Consider the following 15,810-nt stretch of genomic DNA (forward strand, 5'->3'; position numbering starts at 1 on the left):
CGCGACGCTCGTAGGCTGCACCCCACACGGAACGGCCAGGAGGCAACGGTGACGGGGACAACGGTGGCCGAGGTGACGGCCGAGCTCGCCGCGCTCGAGGACCCCAAGACGCGCGCGATCAACGAGAAGCACGGTGACGACCACGGCGTGAACCTCGGCAAGCTGCGTGCGGTCGCGAAGCGGCTGAAGACGCAGCAGGAACTCGCGCGCGAGCTCTGGGAAACCGGCGACACCGCGGCAAAACTGCTGGCGCTCCTGATCTGCCGCCCGAAGGCGTTCGAGCGGGCCGAGCTGGACAAGATGCTGCGCGAGGCGCGCACGCCCAAGGTGCACGACTGGCTCGTCGGCTACGTGGTGAAGAAGAACCCGCACGCCGAGGAGCTGCGCCTGGCCTGGTTCACCGACCCGGACCCAGTGGTCGCGAGCGCCGGCTGGGCGCTGACCACCGAACGGGTGGCGAAGCAGCCCGGCGGTCTTGACCTCGCCGGGCTGCTCGACCTCATCGAGTCGGACATGAAGGACGCGCCCGATCGGCTGCAGTGGGCGATGAACCACTGCCTGGCGCAGATCGGGATCGAGCACGCCGGGCTCCGCGCCCGGGCGATCGCCATCGGGGAGCGCCTGGAGGTGCTCAAGGACTACCCGACACCGCCGAACTGCACGTCCCCGTTCGCGCCCGTCTGGATCACCGAGATGGTGCGCCGCCAGGGTTAGGCGATCGTGCGCAGCCGCCGGACCGCGAAGTACACCAGCGCGGCCGTCAGCAGCACGAAGATCCCGGTCTCGATCCCCTGGAACGTCCAGAACCGGTCCCCCGGCTGGTACTCCATCCAGTTGTAGGCGCCCGGCCCCGCGCCGGCGCCGCCACTGCCGCAGCCGCCGGGCGGGCACGGGCCGATCCGGGCGTCGGGCAGCACCATCTCCCCCGCCGCGTTGCGGACGCCTTCCGACATCACCCAGTCACCCGAACCCGGGTTCGGCGTCTGCGTGCCTTCCGGGGCGAACGTCAAGGTCTGCGTCGGCAGGTACCGCGGCCGGGCCAGGACCTCGATCGCGACGCGGACCACCGCGAACCCGACCAGCGCGATCCCCATCGCGGGGAGGACCTTGTTCCAGTACGTCCCCACGAAGACGCCCAACGCGAGCGCGAACAGCGTGTACGCGATCGGGACGATCCCCTGGACGTCGAACGAGATGTAGGTCAGCCGGCCCGTGCTCGCGGAGACCAGCGGCTCGAACCACCACGACACGCCCAGCGCGTACCCGACCGCCAGCACCGCGGTGATCGCGCCGACCAGCCCGAACTTCACCAGCCCCCAGTGCAGGCGGCTGACCCCCTGCGTCCACACCAGCCGGTGGGTGCCCTGCTCGACCTCGCGGGCGACCAGCGGCGCGCCGAAGAACACGCCGACCAGCACCGGGAGGATCACGAACAGGACGGCGACGAACACCAGGCCACCGAACTGCTGCTGGAACTGGTGGCCGAGGCTCTCGCAGTTCGCCACCGCCTCGGTCTGCGTGATCATCGACGCGCTGCCGAGCGCCGCCCGGCACGCGGGCAGGCCGAGGTCGGTGTACTTCGTGTGCATCGCCAGCCCGGTGGGCACCATGATGCCCGCGAGCACGCCGAGGGTGATGAGCGTGAACAGCGCCTCCCTGCGGTGCTGGCGCCAGGTCAGCCAGATCATGCCGGCACCCCCCATTCTTCCGTCGTCACACCGGTTTCGGCTTCGGCGAGGTGGGCCAGCACCAGGTCCTCCAGCGTCACCTGGTGTTCGGTCCACAGTGGATCGATCGGCCCGTCGCCGCGCCGGACCAGCAACGTCGACTGGCGTTCGGTGTGGCTGGCGCGGACCACTTCCGCGACCCCGGTGACGGAATCGCTCCCGGCCCGCGGGCCGACGAGGGTGCGGTGCGTGTCGAGGAGCTCGTCGACCGGCCCGGTCAGCCGGACGCGGGCCCCCTGCAGGACGACCAGGTAGTCACAGCTGCGTTCGAGGTCGGCGAGCAGGTGCGAGGACAGCAGCACGGTCGTCTCGCTCTCGGCCACCGCGCCCATCAGCGCCTGCATGAATTCCCGGCGGGCCAACGGATCCAGGCTCGCGATGGGTTCGTCGAGCAGCAGCAGCCGCGGGCGCTTGGCCAGCGCCAGGGCCAGCGCGACCTGCGCCCGCTGGCCGCCCGAGAGCTTGCCCACCGGCTTGCCCGGCGGGATGCCCAGCATGGCCAGCCGCTCGCGGGCCAGCGCGGCGTCCCAGCGGCGGCGGTTCAGCTTGCCGCCCATGGTGATCAGCTCCGCCGCGGTGAAGTCGCGGTAGAGCGGGGTGTCCTGGGCGACGAACCCGACGTCGGCGAGCACCGAGGTGCCCTCGCGCGGGTCCCGGCCGAACACGCGCACCTCCCCCGCGTCGGGCCGCAGCAGCCCGACGACCAGGTGCAGCAGTGTCGTCTTGCCCGCGCCGTTCGGCCCGACCAGCGCGGCGATCCGCCCGGCGGGCACCTCCAGCGCACAGTCCCGCACCGCCCAGGTGCGCCCGTAGCGCTTGCCCAGCGCCCGGGTTCGAATCGCCGGCTCCATTTCGGAACTCCCTACGCAAGGTCGCGGGGCACCGGGGCGCCGCGCAACGTGGTCTCGATCAGTGCGGCGATGTCGTCGCCCGACATCCCCGCGGCTTCGGCGCGCTCCAGCCAGGCCACCAGCTCGTCACGCAGCTGCGCCTGGTTCCCCAGCGACGGCCCCGCGAGGGTGCCGGTGACGAACGTGCCCACCCCCGGCCGGCCTTCCGCGAGGCCCTCCAGCACCAGCTCGCGGTAGGCCTTGAGCACGGTGTTCGGGTTGATCGCCAGCGCCTGGGCCACATCCCGCACCTTCGGCAGCTGGTCGCCGGGACGCAGCAGCCCGACCCGCAAGGCCTGCTTCACCTGCACGACGAGCTGCATGTACGTGGCGACCCGCGAGCGGCCGTCCAGGACGAACTCGATCACCCCACACCCTCCTATTGTCTTACGACATTAAGACAACACCGGGGACCACAACGCTGTCAAGGAGGACCTCGCGGGCATAGGGTCTTGATCGAGACGCACACCGGCACCGGGAGGCAGGCATGTCGTTGTTGGACGGGCTGAGCAAGGCGATCACCGAGGGGTCGGTCGAGATCGTCGACCTCACCGCTCCCCTGAGCTCGAGCACGCCGATCCTGCAGCTCCCGGCGCCGTTCGCCAACACCATCCCGTTCCGCCTCGAAGAGATCAGCCGCTACGACGAGCGCGGCCCGCGCTGGTACTGGAACGACATCCACACCGGCGAGCACACCGGCACCCACCTCGACGTCCCCGTGCACTGGGTGTCCGGAAAGGACGGTCACGACGTCTCGCAGGTGCCGCTGAAGACCCTGGTCGCGCCCGCGGTCGTGCTGGACTTCTCCGCGAAGGCGGCGCAGGACCCGGACTTCCTGCTCTCGGTCGAGGACATCCAGGCCTGGACCGGCGAGCACGGGCCGCTGCCCGAGGGTGGCTGGCTGCTCTACCGCACCGGCTGGGACGCGCGCAGCGCCGACCAGGACGAGTTCCTCAACGCCGACGAAGCCGGCTCGCACACCCCCGGCGTCTCCGCCGAGTGCGCGCGGTGGCTCGCCGAGGAGGCGCCGATCACCGGGTTCGGGGTGGAGACCGTCGGCACCGACGCGGGCCAGGCGCCCGCGCTGGAGCCGATGTTCCCGTGCCACGAGCTCCTGCTGGGCGCCGGGAAGCACGGCCTGACGCAGCTGCGGAACCTGGCCGCGCTGCCGCCGACCGGCGTGCTGCTGGTGGTCTCGCCGCTGCCGATCGTCGGCGGGTCCGGCAGCCCCGCCCGGGTGCTCGCCCTGGTGGAGCGGTGAACGTCGCCGAGCTGGTCGGCCGGACGCTGGCCGGCCTCGGTGCCGGCACGGCGTTCGGCGTGGTGGGCAGCGGCAACTTCGAGGTGACCAACGCGCTGCGCGCGGGCGGCGTCCGGTTCGTCGCCGCCCGCCACGAGGGCGGCGCGGCGAGCATGGCCGACGCCTACGCCCGGATGAGCGGGAAGGTTTCGGTGCTGTCGCTGCACCAGGGCTGCGGGCTGACCAACGCCGTCACCGGGATCACCGAAGCGGCCAAGAGCCGGACGCCGATGATCGTGCTCACCGCCGACTCCGCGAGCGCGTCGGTGCTGTCCAACTTCCGCATCGACCAGGACGGCCTGGCCACGGCGGTCGGCGCGGTCCCGGAGCGGGTGCACTCCGCCGAGAGCGCCGTCGCCGACACCGTGCGCGCCTTCCGGACCGCCCGGCAGGAGCGCCGGACGGTGGTGCTCAACCTGCCGCTCGACGTCCAGGCGCAGCCCGCACCGGCACCGCCGGGCACGCTGCCGCCGATCGCCGGACCGGCCCCGATGCGCCCGGACATCGGCGCGGCGGCCGACCTGGCGGACCTCCTGATCGAGGCCGAACGGCCGGTGTTCGTCGCCGGGCGCGGCGCCCGCGGGAGCCGGGAACCGTTGCGGGAGCTGGCTTCGCGCAGCGGGGCACTCCTGGCGACGTCCGCGGTCGCACACGGGCTCTTCCACAACGACGAGTTCGCACTGGGCATCTCGGGCGGGTTCGCCTCGCCGGTGGCCGCGGAGCTGATCGTCGGCGCGGACCTCGTGGTCGGGTGGGGCTGCGCGCTGAACATGTGGACCACCCGCCACGGGAAGCTGCTCAGCCCGCACGCGAAGCTCGTCCAGGTCGACCTCGAGCAGGCCGCGCTCGGGGCGCACCGGCCGATCGACCTCGGCGTGGTCGGCGACGCCGGGTGCACCGCCGAAGACGTGCTGAGCGAGCTCGGTGACCACAAGGCGGTGGGTTACCGGACCGAAGAGGTCGCCGCCCGGATCGCGGCCGGCCGCTGGAACGACGTCGAGCACGAGGATCTCTCCCGCGGCGGCCGGATCGACCCGCGGACGCTCAGCAAGCTCCTCGACGAGCTGCTGCCCGCGGAGCGGATCGTGTCGATCGACTCGGGCAACTTCATGGGTTACCCGAGCGCGTACCTTTCGGTGCCCGACGAGCAGGGATTCTGCTTCACGCAGGCGTTCCAGAGCATCGGACTGGGCCTGGGCACCGCGATCGGAGCGGCGCTCGCCCGCCCGGACCGGCTGCCGGTGCTGGGCACCGGCGACGGCGGTTTCCACATGGCACTGTCCGAACTCGACACCGCGGTCCGGCTCGGCCTGCCCCTGGTCGTGATCGTCTACAACGACGCCGCATACGGCGCGGAGGTCCACCACTTCGGCGACGCCGACATGACCACGGTCCGCTTCCCCGACTCCGATCTCGCCGCCATCGCCCGCGGCTTCGGCTGCGACGGCGTCACCGTGCGGTCGGCCGAGGACCTCTTCGCGGTGCGCGAATGGCTCGCGGGGCCGCGCACAGCGCCGTTGGTGATCGACGCGAAGATCGCCGACGACGGCGGCTCGTGGTGGCTGGCGGAGGCGTTCCGGCACTGACCCGCCCTTGACAGCGTCTGGTCGGAGCTGGATGCTGACCGAGTTGTCCTACAGTCGTAAGACAATAAGTCTGTCTCTCTGGGGAGCTGGCCATGCGTGTCTTTCGTGTTCTCCTGACCGTGCTCGCGGCCGCGGTCCTGGTCGCCGTCCCGGCCGACGCGGGCCAGCCACGGCCCCCGTCCGATCCCGTCGGCGCGCTGCTTACGGAGTTCGACACCCATTCGATCGTCGCGAAGTCGAGCCCGGACGTCGGAACGTTCCTGTTCGACCTGATCCGCGACCCGCGCTTCCCGGGCCGCGTGAACGACATCGCCGTGGAGTGCGGAAACTCCCGCCTCCAGCCGCTGCTCGACGCCTACCTCGCGGGCGGCAACGCCCCGGACATCAGCCGCGTCTGGCGCGACACGACCCAGCCGAGCTGCGGGTTCTCGACGTTCTACGAACAGCTCTTCGCCCTGGTCCGGCAGGTCAACACCACACTGCCGGCGGCGAGGAAGATCCGCGTGCTGGCGTGCGACCCACCGGTCGACTGGAGCCGGATTCATACGCCGGCCGACATGGAACCGTTCTACGACCGCGATCCGGTGATCGTGTCGGTGGTGAAGACGCAGGTGCTGCAGAAGCACCGCAAGGCACTGATGCTGTTCGGCCTGGGCCACCTGACCCACGACACCGGAAGCGCGGTCGGCCGTCTGGAGCAGGAGTACCCGGGAGCGGCGTACGTCGTCGCGGACCACCGCGGGTTCACGTCGGACAACACGCGGCTCGAACAGCGGTTGGGTGCGTGGCCTGCTTTGGTGCCGCTGAAGGGGTCTTGGCTGAGCGGCCTCGAGACGAAGTACTTCCCGACGAACCGCGACTACCCGCCGGGGACGCGTGGGTATCCGGGCGTGGACGCGTACCTGTACGAGGGTCCGGCTGATCTGCTGCTGCGGGAGCCCTTGTCGGCGCGCGCGATCCTGGACACCGAGTTTCTGAACGAACTCCGTCGCCGAGCGACCGCGTTGGACACACCGCCGGGCGGGCTCGAGTGGCCGGAGACCTTCTTCGAGCGGGAGCGCGCGTCCGGGGTGCTGGTGCGCGGATAATGCTCCGGGGGATGTGGTGACCACAACTCCGGTGAGGACGATGAGCACGAGCAGAGCAGTGACCTGGGAAGGCTTCTTCAACACCAGGGACCTCGGCGGACTGCCCACCAAGTCCGGCAACACGACCGACTACGGAGCCTTCTTCAGGGCAGCGGACCTTCGTTTTGTCACCGAGACAGGGTGGGCCCAAGCGCGCGAGTCCGGCGTCCGCACCGTCATCGACCTCCGCAACGCGGACGAAATCCGGCCTGCCGAAACCTCGTTGACAACCCTGGCGGGCTCGGCACATTTCGCTGCCACCCCGGAAGGACCCACCACACCGACTGGCGTCAACCGGCTCGAAGTCCCGCTCGACGACATCAACGACATCGAGTTCTGGCAGCAGATCAACCGCGAGCGACTCAACGGCACCCCGCTCTACTATCCCGTCTTCCTCCAGCGGAAGGCCGAGCGTTGCGCCGCCGTCATCAAGGCGACCGCCCACACCGACCCCGACGGAGTCCTGTTCCACTGCGGCGGCGGCCGAGACCGAACCGGGCTGATCACGCTTCTGCTGCTGGCGCTGGCCGATGTCGAGCCCCAGGCGATCGCCGCGGACTACGCCATGTCCGCCGAAGCCCTCAAGGCCCTGTACGCCGCGATGGGAACCGCCGACCAACAGCCGTTCATCCAGGGTGTCCTCGCGGACCGGGGCACCACCACCGAGGAGGCCGTCATGGCGACCCTCGACGGCTTCGATGTCGAGCAGTACTTGCTCAGCGTCGGTGTCACCCGCAGCGAACTCCACAGCGTTCGCAGCAGGCTCCTCGGCCGCCGCGCGGTTCGCGACGTGGGTGTAGGCCCGTAGCCAATGGCTGCGGACCTTTCCCGTGTTCGGTTGTTCACGCCGCGAACGGCAACGGTTGATGAAGGTTGTTGCGCCGGGGTTTTCGGCGCTTGTCCAGGAACACCGGGGGTAGGAACTCCGGTAGGCCGTCAGCGGCGATGCGGACTTCCCAGCCGGAGCGGTGCAGGAGTCGGTGGTGATGGGCGCACATCAGCACCAGATTGCCCAAATCTGTCGGGCCACCGTCAGCCCAATGCCGGATGTGGTGACCTTGACAGTGCCTCGGTGGGCGATGACAGCCGGGGAAGGCGCAGCCGCGGTCGCGTAGGTAGAGGGCGCGGCGAAGGCTGGTCGGGACCGAGCGGCGTGAGCGGCCGAGATCAAGCAGTTCGCTCTTGTCGCCTAACACCGCCGGGATGAGCTTGCAGTCGCAGGCATGGATCCGAGCCTCAGCCGCCGACATGCGGCCGGTGTCGCCGAGAGTCGCCTGACCAATGCCGGACCGAAGGTCCTTCAGCGAGACTGCGATCATCACGTGGGCTCGTTCACCAGCCTGCGTCGGCAGGTCCGGAGTATTCAAGGCGAGGTCGATGGCGTCAGAGAACGCGTCGCCGTAGCGTTCCTGCGGGGAACGGAAGTCGCCGCCGTCGTCAGCCGTGCGGCGCTGGGCGAGCACGTCAAGCAGGGCGCTGGCGCGAGCGCCGGTCTCATCGTCGAAGCGACCGTTGAGCTCCCACACCCCGGATCTCTTCCGCCGCAACGAAAGCTCCCGGGTGAGCACAGACGGTTCGGTCTCAACCGGCTCAGCACCATCGGGATCGAGATGCGCCACGATCCGCGCCCCCAAGGCGGCGACCTGCTTGTGCCCGGCCTCGGCGGCGAAGGACAGCAGATCCCGCTCGGCGTCATCACGGTGTTCGGGCGGAACCTGCGCCAGCACCTCGACGATGGTGTCGATCATCGGGCTGCTCAACCGGCCATCCAACGCAGCGACCCCGGTGGCCGGAGCAACAGCAGGCACCGGACTGCCATCGAGAGCACGCCCGGGATTGACCGCCCGCGCCCGTTTCACCACACGTTCGGCTGCCGCCTTGGGAACATCAGCCAGGTGCTCGAACAACCGCGCCACAGACCGATACCCGAACAACTCCATAACCCCGCGAGACTCGATCTCCACCAGCAGGGAACCAATCTCAGCCTCAGCAGACCGCACCACGGTCAGCAGCGCGGAGAGACGGTCGGCCAGAGCCACCGCATCCGCTTGCCACACCGTTTCGCTGTCCACACACCAAGATTACCGATGATCGAACGAATGTTCATCACACGAAAGGATGATCACGTCGACCACAGCAACGGCGAAGCCGCATCTCGAAAACCCTCAACTCCCCCGCGACCAGGACTCCAAAGCGATCAACGTCTTTGTCCCGGTAACCTGATGATGCCGACGAATCTCATCGATGGTCTTCTGTAGGTGCGCCATATCCCGCACCCGCAACCACACCAGCGCATCCGGATCACCAGCGATCGTAAAGACAGCCTGAGCCTCAGGCATCCGCGTAGTCGTCCGCAGGATCTCGGCCACCTTCGTGTTCCCGACGAACCGCAGCTCCGTGAACGCCTCGATGCCCCAGCCCAGCTTCGCGTGATCCACCTGGACGGTGAACCCCGTGATCACCCCGGTCTCCCGCAGCCGGTCGATGCGGCGCTTGACCGCGGCCGTGGACAATGTGACGCGGCCGGCGATGTCGGACAGCGTGCGGCGGGCGTCCTCGCGCAGCAGGCCGAGGATCTCGTGGTCGGTCGCGTCGAGTGGCTCTTCGGTCATGCGCCGGAGCGTAACTTCGCGCAAAGATCGGGGCCACCGGAGCCGAAATCACCCCGAAGTTTGCGTCTGAGAGGGTGAACCGCTCAGACCTGTTGCGTGGCTGTGGCCCGCATCGCACTGTGCCCGGAAGCACACCGAGGCGAAGGGAAGCGCCGTGGAGACGTTCACGCTGGAGGACCGCTACCTGCGGGAGGCGGGAACCGTGCACCTGACCGGGGTGCAGGCCCTGGTCCGGCTGCTGTTCGACCGCGTCCGCCACGACCGGGCCCGCGGTGGTGACCCCGCCGTCTTCGTCTCGGGGTACGAGGGCTCGCCGCTGGCCGGCTACGACCTCGAACTGGGCCGCCGCGCGAAGCTGCTCGAGAAGCACGACGTCGTGCACCGGCCCGGCCTCAACGAGGAGCTCGCCGCGACGTCGGTCATGGGCAGCCAGCTCGTTGCGGGCGCCGGCGGGCAGCGGGGCGTCACCGGCTTCTGGTACGGCAAGGCCCCCGGCCTCGACCGGGCCAGCGACGCCCTCCGCCACGCCAACCTGGCCGGCACCGACCCCCGTGGCGGCGCGGTCGCGTTTGTCGGCGACGACCCGAACGCGAAGTCCTCGACGGTCCCCTGCGCGTCCGAGCTCGCCCTCGCCGACCTGGCGATCCCGATCTTCTACCCGGTCGACTCCCAGGACGTCCTCGACCTCGGGATGCACGCCGTCGAGCTGTCGCGGGCCAGTGGCTTGTGGACGTCGCTGAAGGTGGTCGCCAACGTCGCCGACGCGTCGGGCACCGCCGTCGTGAGCCCGGAGTGGACGGCGCCGGAGATCGAGCGGGCGTACCGGCACACGCCGACGTCGCGGCTGCTCGGCACCAGCCTCGCCGACCTGGAACGCAGCCTCTTCACCGTCCGGCTGCCACTGGCCCTGGAGTACCTGCGCGCGATCGGGGTCAACCGGATCACCACGCGCGGACCGGCCGACCGGATCGGCATCGTCTCCGCCGGAAAGTCCTATTTGGACCTCCGGCAGGCATTGCGCACCCTCGGCCTGGACGCGGAAGCCCTGTCGCGGTACGGCATCCGCGTGCTCAAGCTCGGCGCGATCCACCCGCTCGAGCCGTCGATCGTCCGTGAGTTCGCCGACGGCCTCGGCGAGATCGTCGTTGTCGAAGAGAAGCGGGCGTTCATCGAGACGGCGCTCAAGGAGGTCCTCTACGGCGTCCCCGGCGCGCCCGCCATCACCGGCAAGAAGGACCTCGACGGCCGGACGCTGTTCACCGAGCTCGGCGAGCTGGACCCGGACGGCGTCGCGGCCGGGCTGGCCCGGCGGCTGCCCGAAGGCATCACGTCGGTCGACGCCTACCAGGCGCGCCGCCGTCGTGAGCGCATCTCGGTGCCGCTGCTCGCGCGGACGCCGTACTTCTGCTCCGGCTGCCCGCACAACTCCTCGACGAAGGTCCCGGAAGGCACGCTGGTCGGCGGCGGCATCGGCTGCCACACGATGGCGCTGTTCATGGAGCCCGACCAGGTCGGCACGGTCCTCGGGGTGACGCAGATGGGCGGCGAGGGCACCCAGTGGATCGGCATGGCGCCGTTCGTCGAGGCCGGGCACTTCGTCCAGAACATCGGTGACGGCACGTTCACCCACTCCGGCAGCCTCGCGGTGCGCGCGGCGGTCGCCGCCGGCGTGAACATCACCTACAAGCTGCTCTACAACTCCGCCGTGGCGATGACCGGCGGCCAGGACGCGGTCGGCGGCCTGCCCGTCGAGAAGGTTGCCGAGCTGCTGCTCGTCGAGGGCGCGAAGCGGGTCGTGATCACCAGCGACGCGCCCGGCCGGCTGCGGCGGCGGAAGCTGCCGAACGGAGTCGAGGTCCGCGACCGCACCGAGCTCCTGACCACGCAGGAAGAACTGGCCGCCATCAAGGGCGTCACCGTGCTGATCCACGAGCAGGAGTGCGCGGCCGAGAAGCGCCGGAAGCGCCGCCGTGGCAAGCAGGAAACGCCCGCGACGCGCGTCGTGATCAACGAGCGCGTCTGCGAGGGCTGCGGTGACTGCGGCACGAAGTCCAACTGCCTGTCGGTGCAGCCGAAGCCGACCGAGTTCGGCCGCAAGACCACGATCCACCAGTCGTCGTGCAACGTCGACTACTCCTGCCTGGCCGGGGATTGCCCGTCGTTCGTGACGGTGGTGCCGACCGGGAAGAAGCAGCGCCGGAAGCTCGGCGAGCTGGCCGCGGACGCGGTGCCCGCTCCGGAAACGAACCAGAAGGACTTCACGGTCCGGATCACCGGGATCGGCGGCACCGGGGTGGTCACGGTGACGCAGATCCTCGCCACCGCCGCGGTGCTCGACGGCCGGCACGTCCGCACGCTGGACCAGACCGGGCTCGCGCAGAAGGGCGGCGCGGTGGTGTCCGACCTGAAGGTGACGGCCGAGCCGGTCGAGCAGGCCCCGAAGCTGGCCGCCGCCGAATGTGACCTCTACCTGGCTTGTGACGCGCTCGTCGGCGCCGACGCGACGAACCTCGGGGTGGCCGACCCGGCCCGCACGACCGCCGTCGTCTCCACCACGGAGGTCCCGACCGGCCGGATGGTCGTCGACACGTCGGTGTCCTTCCCGGACCCCGGCAGTGTGCTCGCCCCGCTGGAAGCCGCGGCGGCGCGCACGGTTTCGCTGGACGCGCGCGGCCTGGCCGAGACACTCTTCGACGACGACCAGTTCGCCAACGTGCTGCAGCTCGGCGCCGCCTACCAGACCGGCGTGATCCCGCTGCCGGCTTCGGTCATCGAGCGCGCGATCGAGCTGAACGGCACCGCGGTGGCCGCGAACATCCAGGCGTTCCGGCGGGGCCGCCAGCTGGTGGCCGACCCGGACGCGCTCACGACGTCGCCGGCTCCCGCGGCCTCCGTCGCGCAGCCCGCGGTGCGCGCGCTGGTGCACGCCGAGCCCGGCTCCGAGCTGGCGCGGCTGCTCGACATCCGGATCCCGGACCTGGTCGCCTACCAGGACGAGGCCTACGCCCGCGCGTACGCCGAGTACGTCGAGCAGGTGCGGGTGCTGGAGGACGGGCCGACGGAGGTCACCGAAGCGGTCGCGAAGCACCTGTACAAGCTGATGGCCTACAAGGACGAGTACGAGGTCGCCCGGCTGTCGCTCGACCCGGCGTTCCTCACCGGGCTTTCCGAGGAGTTCGGGTCGGGCACGCGTTATGCGTACCGGCTGCACCCGCCGGTGCTGCGCGCGCTCGGGATGAAGCGCAAGATCAGCCTCGGTCCGTGGTTCCGGCCGGCGTTCCGGCTGCTGCACGCGCTGCGCCGGCTGCGCGGGACGCCGTTCGACCCGTTCGGCCACGCGGAGGTGCGGCGGGTGGAGCGCGAGCTGGTCGACGACTACCGCGGGACGGTGCTCCAGGCCTTCCGGGCCGACGACGTCGACCGGGCGCGGGTGCTGGCGCTGGCCGAACTGCCGGACCTGGTCCGCGGCTACGAGGACGTCAAGCTCGCCAACGTCGCCAAGTACCGGGAGAAGCAAGCCGAGCTGCTCACGCTCGTAAATAGCTGAGCATCGCCTGGGCCTCGTCGGGGACGCGCAGCTTCGCGCTGACGTCCCCGGCGTGCTGCCGAGCCGCCGCGGTGCCGATGCCGAGCAGCCGCCCGATCGTCGGCACCGAATGGCCTTCGGCCAGCAACGCCACGACTTCGCGTTCGCGGGCGGTCAACGACGTGACGGGGTCGCCGGGGCGGCGGCGGGCCAGCTGGACGGCGACCACGTCGCGGTCCAGCACCGTGCCGCCGGCGGCCACGCGCCGCAGGGCGTCGAGGAACTCGCCGGGCCGGCCGACCCGCTCCTTGAGCAGGTAGCCGGCGCCGCCTCCTTCGGCGGCGAGCAGGTCGCCCGCGTAGCCGTCTTCGACGAAGGCGGACAGGGCGAGGATCGCCAGCCCCGGCACGCGGCGCCGCGCTTCGAGGGCGGCGCGCAGCCCTTCGTCGGTGAACGTCGGCGGCAGCCGGACGTCGACCACCGCCAGGTCCGGCGCCGCCGTCTCGACCGACGCCACCAGGTCACCGGGGTGGTCGACGGCGGCGACCACGTCGAACCCCTCGCTGCGCAGGAGCAGCACCAGTCCCTCCCGCAAGAGGGCGTCGTCCTCCGCGATGACGATCCGCACGGCGGCTGCCTCCTCGTGTCCACGCCTTCCCCTGCCTGGTGTACGGATGCGCGGGCGGGACCGGTTCAGCCGATGCCGGTGGTCCGGAACCGGGCCCGGAAGTCACTCGGCGTCACGCCGAGGCCGCGGGCGAAGGCGCGTCGCAACGTCTCGACGGACCCGAACCCGGACCGCCGCGCCACGACGTCCAGCGAGTCGGTGGTGCTTTCCAGCTGCTGCTGGGCGAACTCCAGCCGGACCTGCTCGACGAACCGCGCCGGGGTGCGGCCGAGCTCGTCAGCGAACAGGCGGGTCAGGTGCCGCGTGCTGACCCCGGCGCGGTCCGCCATCGTGCCGAGGGTGTGCGCGGCCGACGGGTCGGCGGCGACCGCGTCGAGCACCGCGCGCAGCACCTCGGTGCGCGGGCGGCCCGTCTCCAGCCGGACGCTGAACTGCGACTGGCCGCCCGGCCGTTGCAGGAAGACGACCAGGTGCTTGGCCACCAGCCGGGCGGTTTCGGCGCCGAGGTCCGCCTCGACCAGCGCGAGCGCCAGGTCGATGCCGGAGGTGACGCCGGCCGAGGTGATGACCGGGCCGTCCTGGACGAAGATCGCGTCGCCGTCGACCCGGACGAGCGGGAAGCGGCGGGCGAGCTGGTCGGTGAGGTCCCAGTGCGTGGTGGCGCGCCGGCCGTCGAGGACGCCGGCGGCGGCCAGCGCGAACGCGCCCGCGCACACCGACGCCGTGCGGCTCGCGCCGTCGGCGAGCCGGCGGATCTGCGCGACGAGCCTGGCGTCGGCGATGGTGCGGACCCACTCCGGCCCGCCGGGCACCAGCACGGTCGCCCCGCGCGGGTCGGCCGCCGCGAGGTCCAGGTCCGCGCCCAGCCGCGTCCCGGTGTTGGCGCGGACGTCCGCGCCGCCGGGGGATGCCGTCCGCAGCTCGTACCGCCCGCCGTGCTCGTTGGCCTCCGCGAAGACCTCCAGGGGCCCGGAGACGTCGAGCAGCCGGACGCCGTCGTAGAGCACCATGAGAACGGGCCGGGACTTCACCACGCCGTCAACCGTCGGCGGACCAGCCGCTCAGCCGCGACAGCAGGCGCTCCAGCACCTGCGGGTCCGCGGCCACCGGATCGCCCGAGACCGGCTCGTCGACGAGGCTCCGGCGGTCCTGGCGCCGCGGCAGGCGCACCTGCCGGGCGTTCATCCCGCCGGGCAGCTCGAGCTCGCACCAGGTCGTGCGGGCCCCGCCGGCGCCGGGGGTGACCCCCACGCGCTCGCCGGGCCCGGCGACCTTCGGCTCCGGCAGCCCGGGGACGTCGTCGTCGACCTCGACGGACAGCACTTCGGCCCGTAGCCGCAGCCGCAGCGTGACGAAGGCGGGCGACTTCGGGTCACCGGCCTCGATCACGGTCTCGACCAGCCGTTTCGCGGTCGCGGTCACCTGCTCCAGCATCGGCAGCAGGGACCAGTCGCTGAGAATGAGACGGACGAACAGTTCCGTGACCGGCAGCGCGCTGGGCTGCGCGACCAGCCGGATATCGTCCATCTGGGAGGTGTGCGCGCTCAAACCTGACCTTCCTCGCCCAGGTCGACTGTCCGGGTCCTGAATCACCCGGCCTCCGGCGGCACGGTACCGGCTGTGCCCGCGTTGCTACCGTCGGGGCCATGGGTGAGCTGGTCGAGAGTGAAGAACTGCGCGCCGAACGGTTGCTGGACGCGCAGGCGAAGGCGGTCGAACTGTTCGACGCGGTCGCCGAACGCGGCATCCTCGCACCCGGCGTCCGGGAGACCGAGGCGAGCGACGCGATCCGCGACCTGGCCGGTGACCTGCTCGGCATCCGCCGCTACTGGCACAAGCGGATCGTCCGCGCGGGTGTCAACACGCTGCGGCCCTACCGGGAGAACCCACCGGACCGCGTGCTCACCGAGGACGACATCGTGTTCGCCGACTTCGGCCCGATCTTCGAGGACTGGGAAGCGGACTTCGGCCGGACGTTCGTGCTCGGCGACGACCCGGTCAAGCACCGGCTGCGCGCCGCGCTGGCGCCGGTCTTCGACGCGGGGCGCGCGTACTTCGCCGCCCGGCCGGACATCACGGGCGCGGAGCTGTACGCGCACATGGTCGAGCTGGCCCGGGAGGCGGGCTGGGAGTTCGGCGGCACGATCGCGGGCCACCTGGTCGGCCAGTTCCCGCACGAGACCATCGACGGCACCCGCATCGACTCCTACATCACCCCGGGCAGCGACGGCCCGATGCGGCGGCCGGACCGCAACGGGCAGACGTCGCACTGGATCCTGGAGGTCCACCTCGTGGACCGGGAGCTGGAGATCGGCGGCTTCTTCGAGCAGCTGCTGACGATCGGCCCGAGCGCCGCCGAGTCCTGACGCAAGCGCCCCGACGTGGCGTTCGGTGCGTTGGACGCACCCAACGCC

General features: G+C 71.0%; 15 protein-coding genes. 7 read left to right on the top strand and 8 right to left on the bottom strand.

Annotated features, from left to right (window positions below; all coding sequences use genetic code 11):
- Window positions 1-48 precede the first annotated feature (48 nt).
- The gene (locus ACIA5G_RS34510; RefSeq protein WP_395930904.1) at window positions 49-714 is read left to right on the top strand and encodes a DNA alkylation repair protein; all 666 of its coding nucleotides are present in this window, start codon (window positions 49-51) and stop codon (window positions 712-714) included.
- On the opposite strand, the gene ACIA5G_RS34515 is transcribed toward ACIA5G_RS34510, so the two are convergent.
- The 3 genes from ACIA5G_RS34515 to ACIA5G_RS34525 are packed head-to-tail and all read right to left on the bottom strand — an operon-like array spanning window position 711 to window position 2,985.
- Window positions 711-1,688, bottom strand: coding sequence for an ABC transporter permease (locus ACIA5G_RS34515; RefSeq protein ID WP_395930906.1), 978 nt, complete (start codon window positions 1,686-1,688; stop codon window positions 711-713). The genes ACIA5G_RS34510 and ACIA5G_RS34515 overlap by 4 nt on opposite strands.
- Window positions 1,685-2,578: an ABC transporter ATP-binding protein gene (locus tag ACIA5G_RS34520; protein ID WP_395930908.1), complete on the bottom strand. Its 894-nt coding sequence runs from the start codon at window positions 2,576-2,578 to the stop codon at window positions 1,685-1,687. Before ACIA5G_RS34520 ends, ACIA5G_RS34515 begins: the two co-directional genes overlap by 4 nt.
- An 11-nt stretch (window positions 2,579-2,589) precedes the next feature.
- A complete protein-coding gene (locus ACIA5G_RS34525) occupies window positions 2,590-2,985 on the bottom strand; it encodes a GntR family transcriptional regulator (protein WP_395930910.1) in 396 nt (131 codons plus the stop codon).
- Window positions 2,986-3,104: 119 nt separating this feature from the next.
- Here ACIA5G_RS34525 and ACIA5G_RS34530 point away from each other — a divergent pair, with 119 nt between their 5' ends.
- The 4 genes from ACIA5G_RS34530 to ACIA5G_RS34545 all read left to right on the top strand — a co-directional run bounded on the left by ACIA5G_RS34530 (window position 3,105) and on the right by ACIA5G_RS34545 (window position 7,438).
- Window positions 3,105-3,878, top strand: a complete 774-nt coding sequence (locus ACIA5G_RS34530) for a cyclase family protein (protein WP_395930912.1) — start codon at window positions 3,105-3,107, stop codon at window positions 3,876-3,878.
- Window positions 3,875-5,503 carry a thiamine pyrophosphate-binding protein gene (locus ACIA5G_RS34535; RefSeq protein ID WP_395930914.1) on the top strand — a complete coding sequence of 543 codons (1,629 nt, stop codon included), beginning with the start codon at window positions 3,875-3,877 and terminating at the stop codon, window positions 5,501-5,503. Before ACIA5G_RS34530 ends, ACIA5G_RS34535 begins: the two co-directional genes overlap by 4 nt.
- Window positions 5,504-5,595: 92 nt before the next feature.
- Window positions 5,596-6,591 carry a hypothetical protein gene (locus ACIA5G_RS34540; RefSeq protein ID WP_395930916.1) on the top strand — a complete coding sequence of 332 codons (996 nt, stop codon included), beginning with the start codon at window positions 5,596-5,598 and terminating at the stop codon, window positions 6,589-6,591.
- 40 nt (window positions 6,592-6,631) lie between these two features.
- A complete protein-coding gene (locus ACIA5G_RS34545; RefSeq protein ID WP_395930918.1) occupies window positions 6,632-7,438 on the top strand; it encodes a tyrosine-protein phosphatase in 807 nt (268 codons plus the stop codon).
- 34 nt (window positions 7,439-7,472) lie between these two features.
- On the opposite strand, the gene ACIA5G_RS34550 is transcribed toward ACIA5G_RS34545, so the two are convergent.
- Together ACIA5G_RS34550 and ACIA5G_RS34555 are read right to left on the bottom strand one after the other, a co-directional pair.
- Complete coding sequence (locus ACIA5G_RS34550; RefSeq protein ID WP_395930920.1) at window positions 7,473-8,702, bottom strand: DUF222 domain-containing protein; 1,230 nt, start codon at window positions 8,700-8,702, stop codon at window positions 7,473-7,475.
- A gap of 93 nt (window positions 8,703-8,795) precedes the next feature.
- Window positions 8,796-9,242, bottom strand: coding sequence for an Lrp/AsnC family transcriptional regulator (locus tag ACIA5G_RS34555; protein ID WP_395930922.1), 447 nt, complete (start codon window positions 9,240-9,242; stop codon window positions 8,796-8,798).
- 154 nt (window positions 9,243-9,396) lie between these two features.
- Here ACIA5G_RS34555 and ACIA5G_RS34560 point away from each other — a divergent pair, with 154 nt between their 5' ends.
- On the top strand, window positions 9,397-12,789 hold the full coding sequence (locus tag ACIA5G_RS34560; RefSeq protein ID WP_395930924.1) for an indolepyruvate ferredoxin oxidoreductase family protein: 3,393 nt from the start codon (window positions 9,397-9,399) through the stop codon (window positions 12,787-12,789).
- Here the strand turns inward: ACIA5G_RS34560 and ACIA5G_RS34565 are convergent.
- The 3 genes from ACIA5G_RS34565 to ACIA5G_RS34575 all read right to left on the bottom strand — a co-directional run bounded on the left by ACIA5G_RS34565 (window position 12,770) and on the right by ACIA5G_RS34575 (window position 14,944).
- Window positions 12,770-13,396 carry a response regulator gene (locus ACIA5G_RS34565; RefSeq protein WP_395930926.1) on the bottom strand — a complete coding sequence of 209 codons (627 nt, stop codon included), beginning with the start codon at window positions 13,394-13,396 and terminating at the stop codon, window positions 12,770-12,772. The genes ACIA5G_RS34560 and ACIA5G_RS34565 overlap by 20 nt on opposite strands.
- A 65-nt stretch (window positions 13,397-13,461) precedes the next feature.
- The gene (locus ACIA5G_RS34570; protein WP_395930928.1) at window positions 13,462-14,430 is read right to left on the bottom strand and encodes a GlxA family transcriptional regulator; all 969 of its coding nucleotides are present in this window, start codon (window positions 14,428-14,430) and stop codon (window positions 13,462-13,464) included.
- Between the two features lie 4 nt (window positions 14,431-14,434).
- The gene (locus tag ACIA5G_RS34575) at window positions 14,435-14,944 is read right to left on the bottom strand and encodes an ATP-binding protein (protein WP_395930930.1); all 510 of its coding nucleotides are present in this window, start codon (window positions 14,942-14,944) and stop codon (window positions 14,435-14,437) included.
- Between the two features lie 98 nt (window positions 14,945-15,042).
- Here ACIA5G_RS34575 and ACIA5G_RS34580 point away from each other — a divergent pair, with 98 nt between their 5' ends.
- Window positions 15,043-15,762: a M24 family metallopeptidase gene (locus ACIA5G_RS34580; RefSeq protein WP_395930932.1), complete on the top strand. Its 720-nt coding sequence runs from the start codon at window positions 15,043-15,045 to the stop codon at window positions 15,760-15,762.
- Window positions 15,763-15,810 lie beyond the last annotated feature (48 nt).

It is taken from the genome of Amycolatopsis sp. NPDC051758 (genome assembly GCF_044453095.1).
Classification (GTDB): domain Bacteria; phylum Actinomycetota; class Actinomycetes; order Mycobacteriales; family Pseudonocardiaceae; genus Amycolatopsis.

Bases quoted from the DNA above. Each gene is read 5' to 3' on its own strand.
- ACIA5G_RS34515 (WP_395930906.1), bottom strand. From the start codon at position 1,688: ATGATCTGGCTGACCTGGCGCCAGCACCGCAGGGAGGCGCTGTTCACG.
- ACIA5G_RS34520 (WP_395930908.1), bottom strand. From the start codon at position 2,578: ATGGAGCCGGCGATTCGAACCCGGGCGCTGGGCAAGCGCTACGGGCGC.
- ACIA5G_RS34530 (WP_395930912.1), top strand. From the start codon at position 3,105: ATGTCGTTGTTGGACGGGCTGAGCAAGGCGATCACCGAGGGGTCGGTC.
- ACIA5G_RS34540 (WP_395930916.1), top strand. From the start codon at position 5,596: ATGCGTGTCTTTCGTGTTCTCCTGACCGTGCTCGCGGCCGCGGTCCTG.
- ACIA5G_RS34545 (WP_395930918.1), top strand. From the start codon at position 6,632: ATGAGCACGAGCAGAGCAGTGACCTGGGAAGGCTTCTTCAACACCAGG.
- ACIA5G_RS34555 (WP_395930922.1), bottom strand. From the start codon at position 9,242: ATGACCGAAGAGCCACTCGACGCGACCGACCACGAGATCCTCGGCCTG.
- ACIA5G_RS34580 (WP_395930932.1), top strand. From the start codon at position 15,043: ATGGGTGAGCTGGTCGAGAGTGAAGAACTGCGCGCCGAACGGTTGCTG.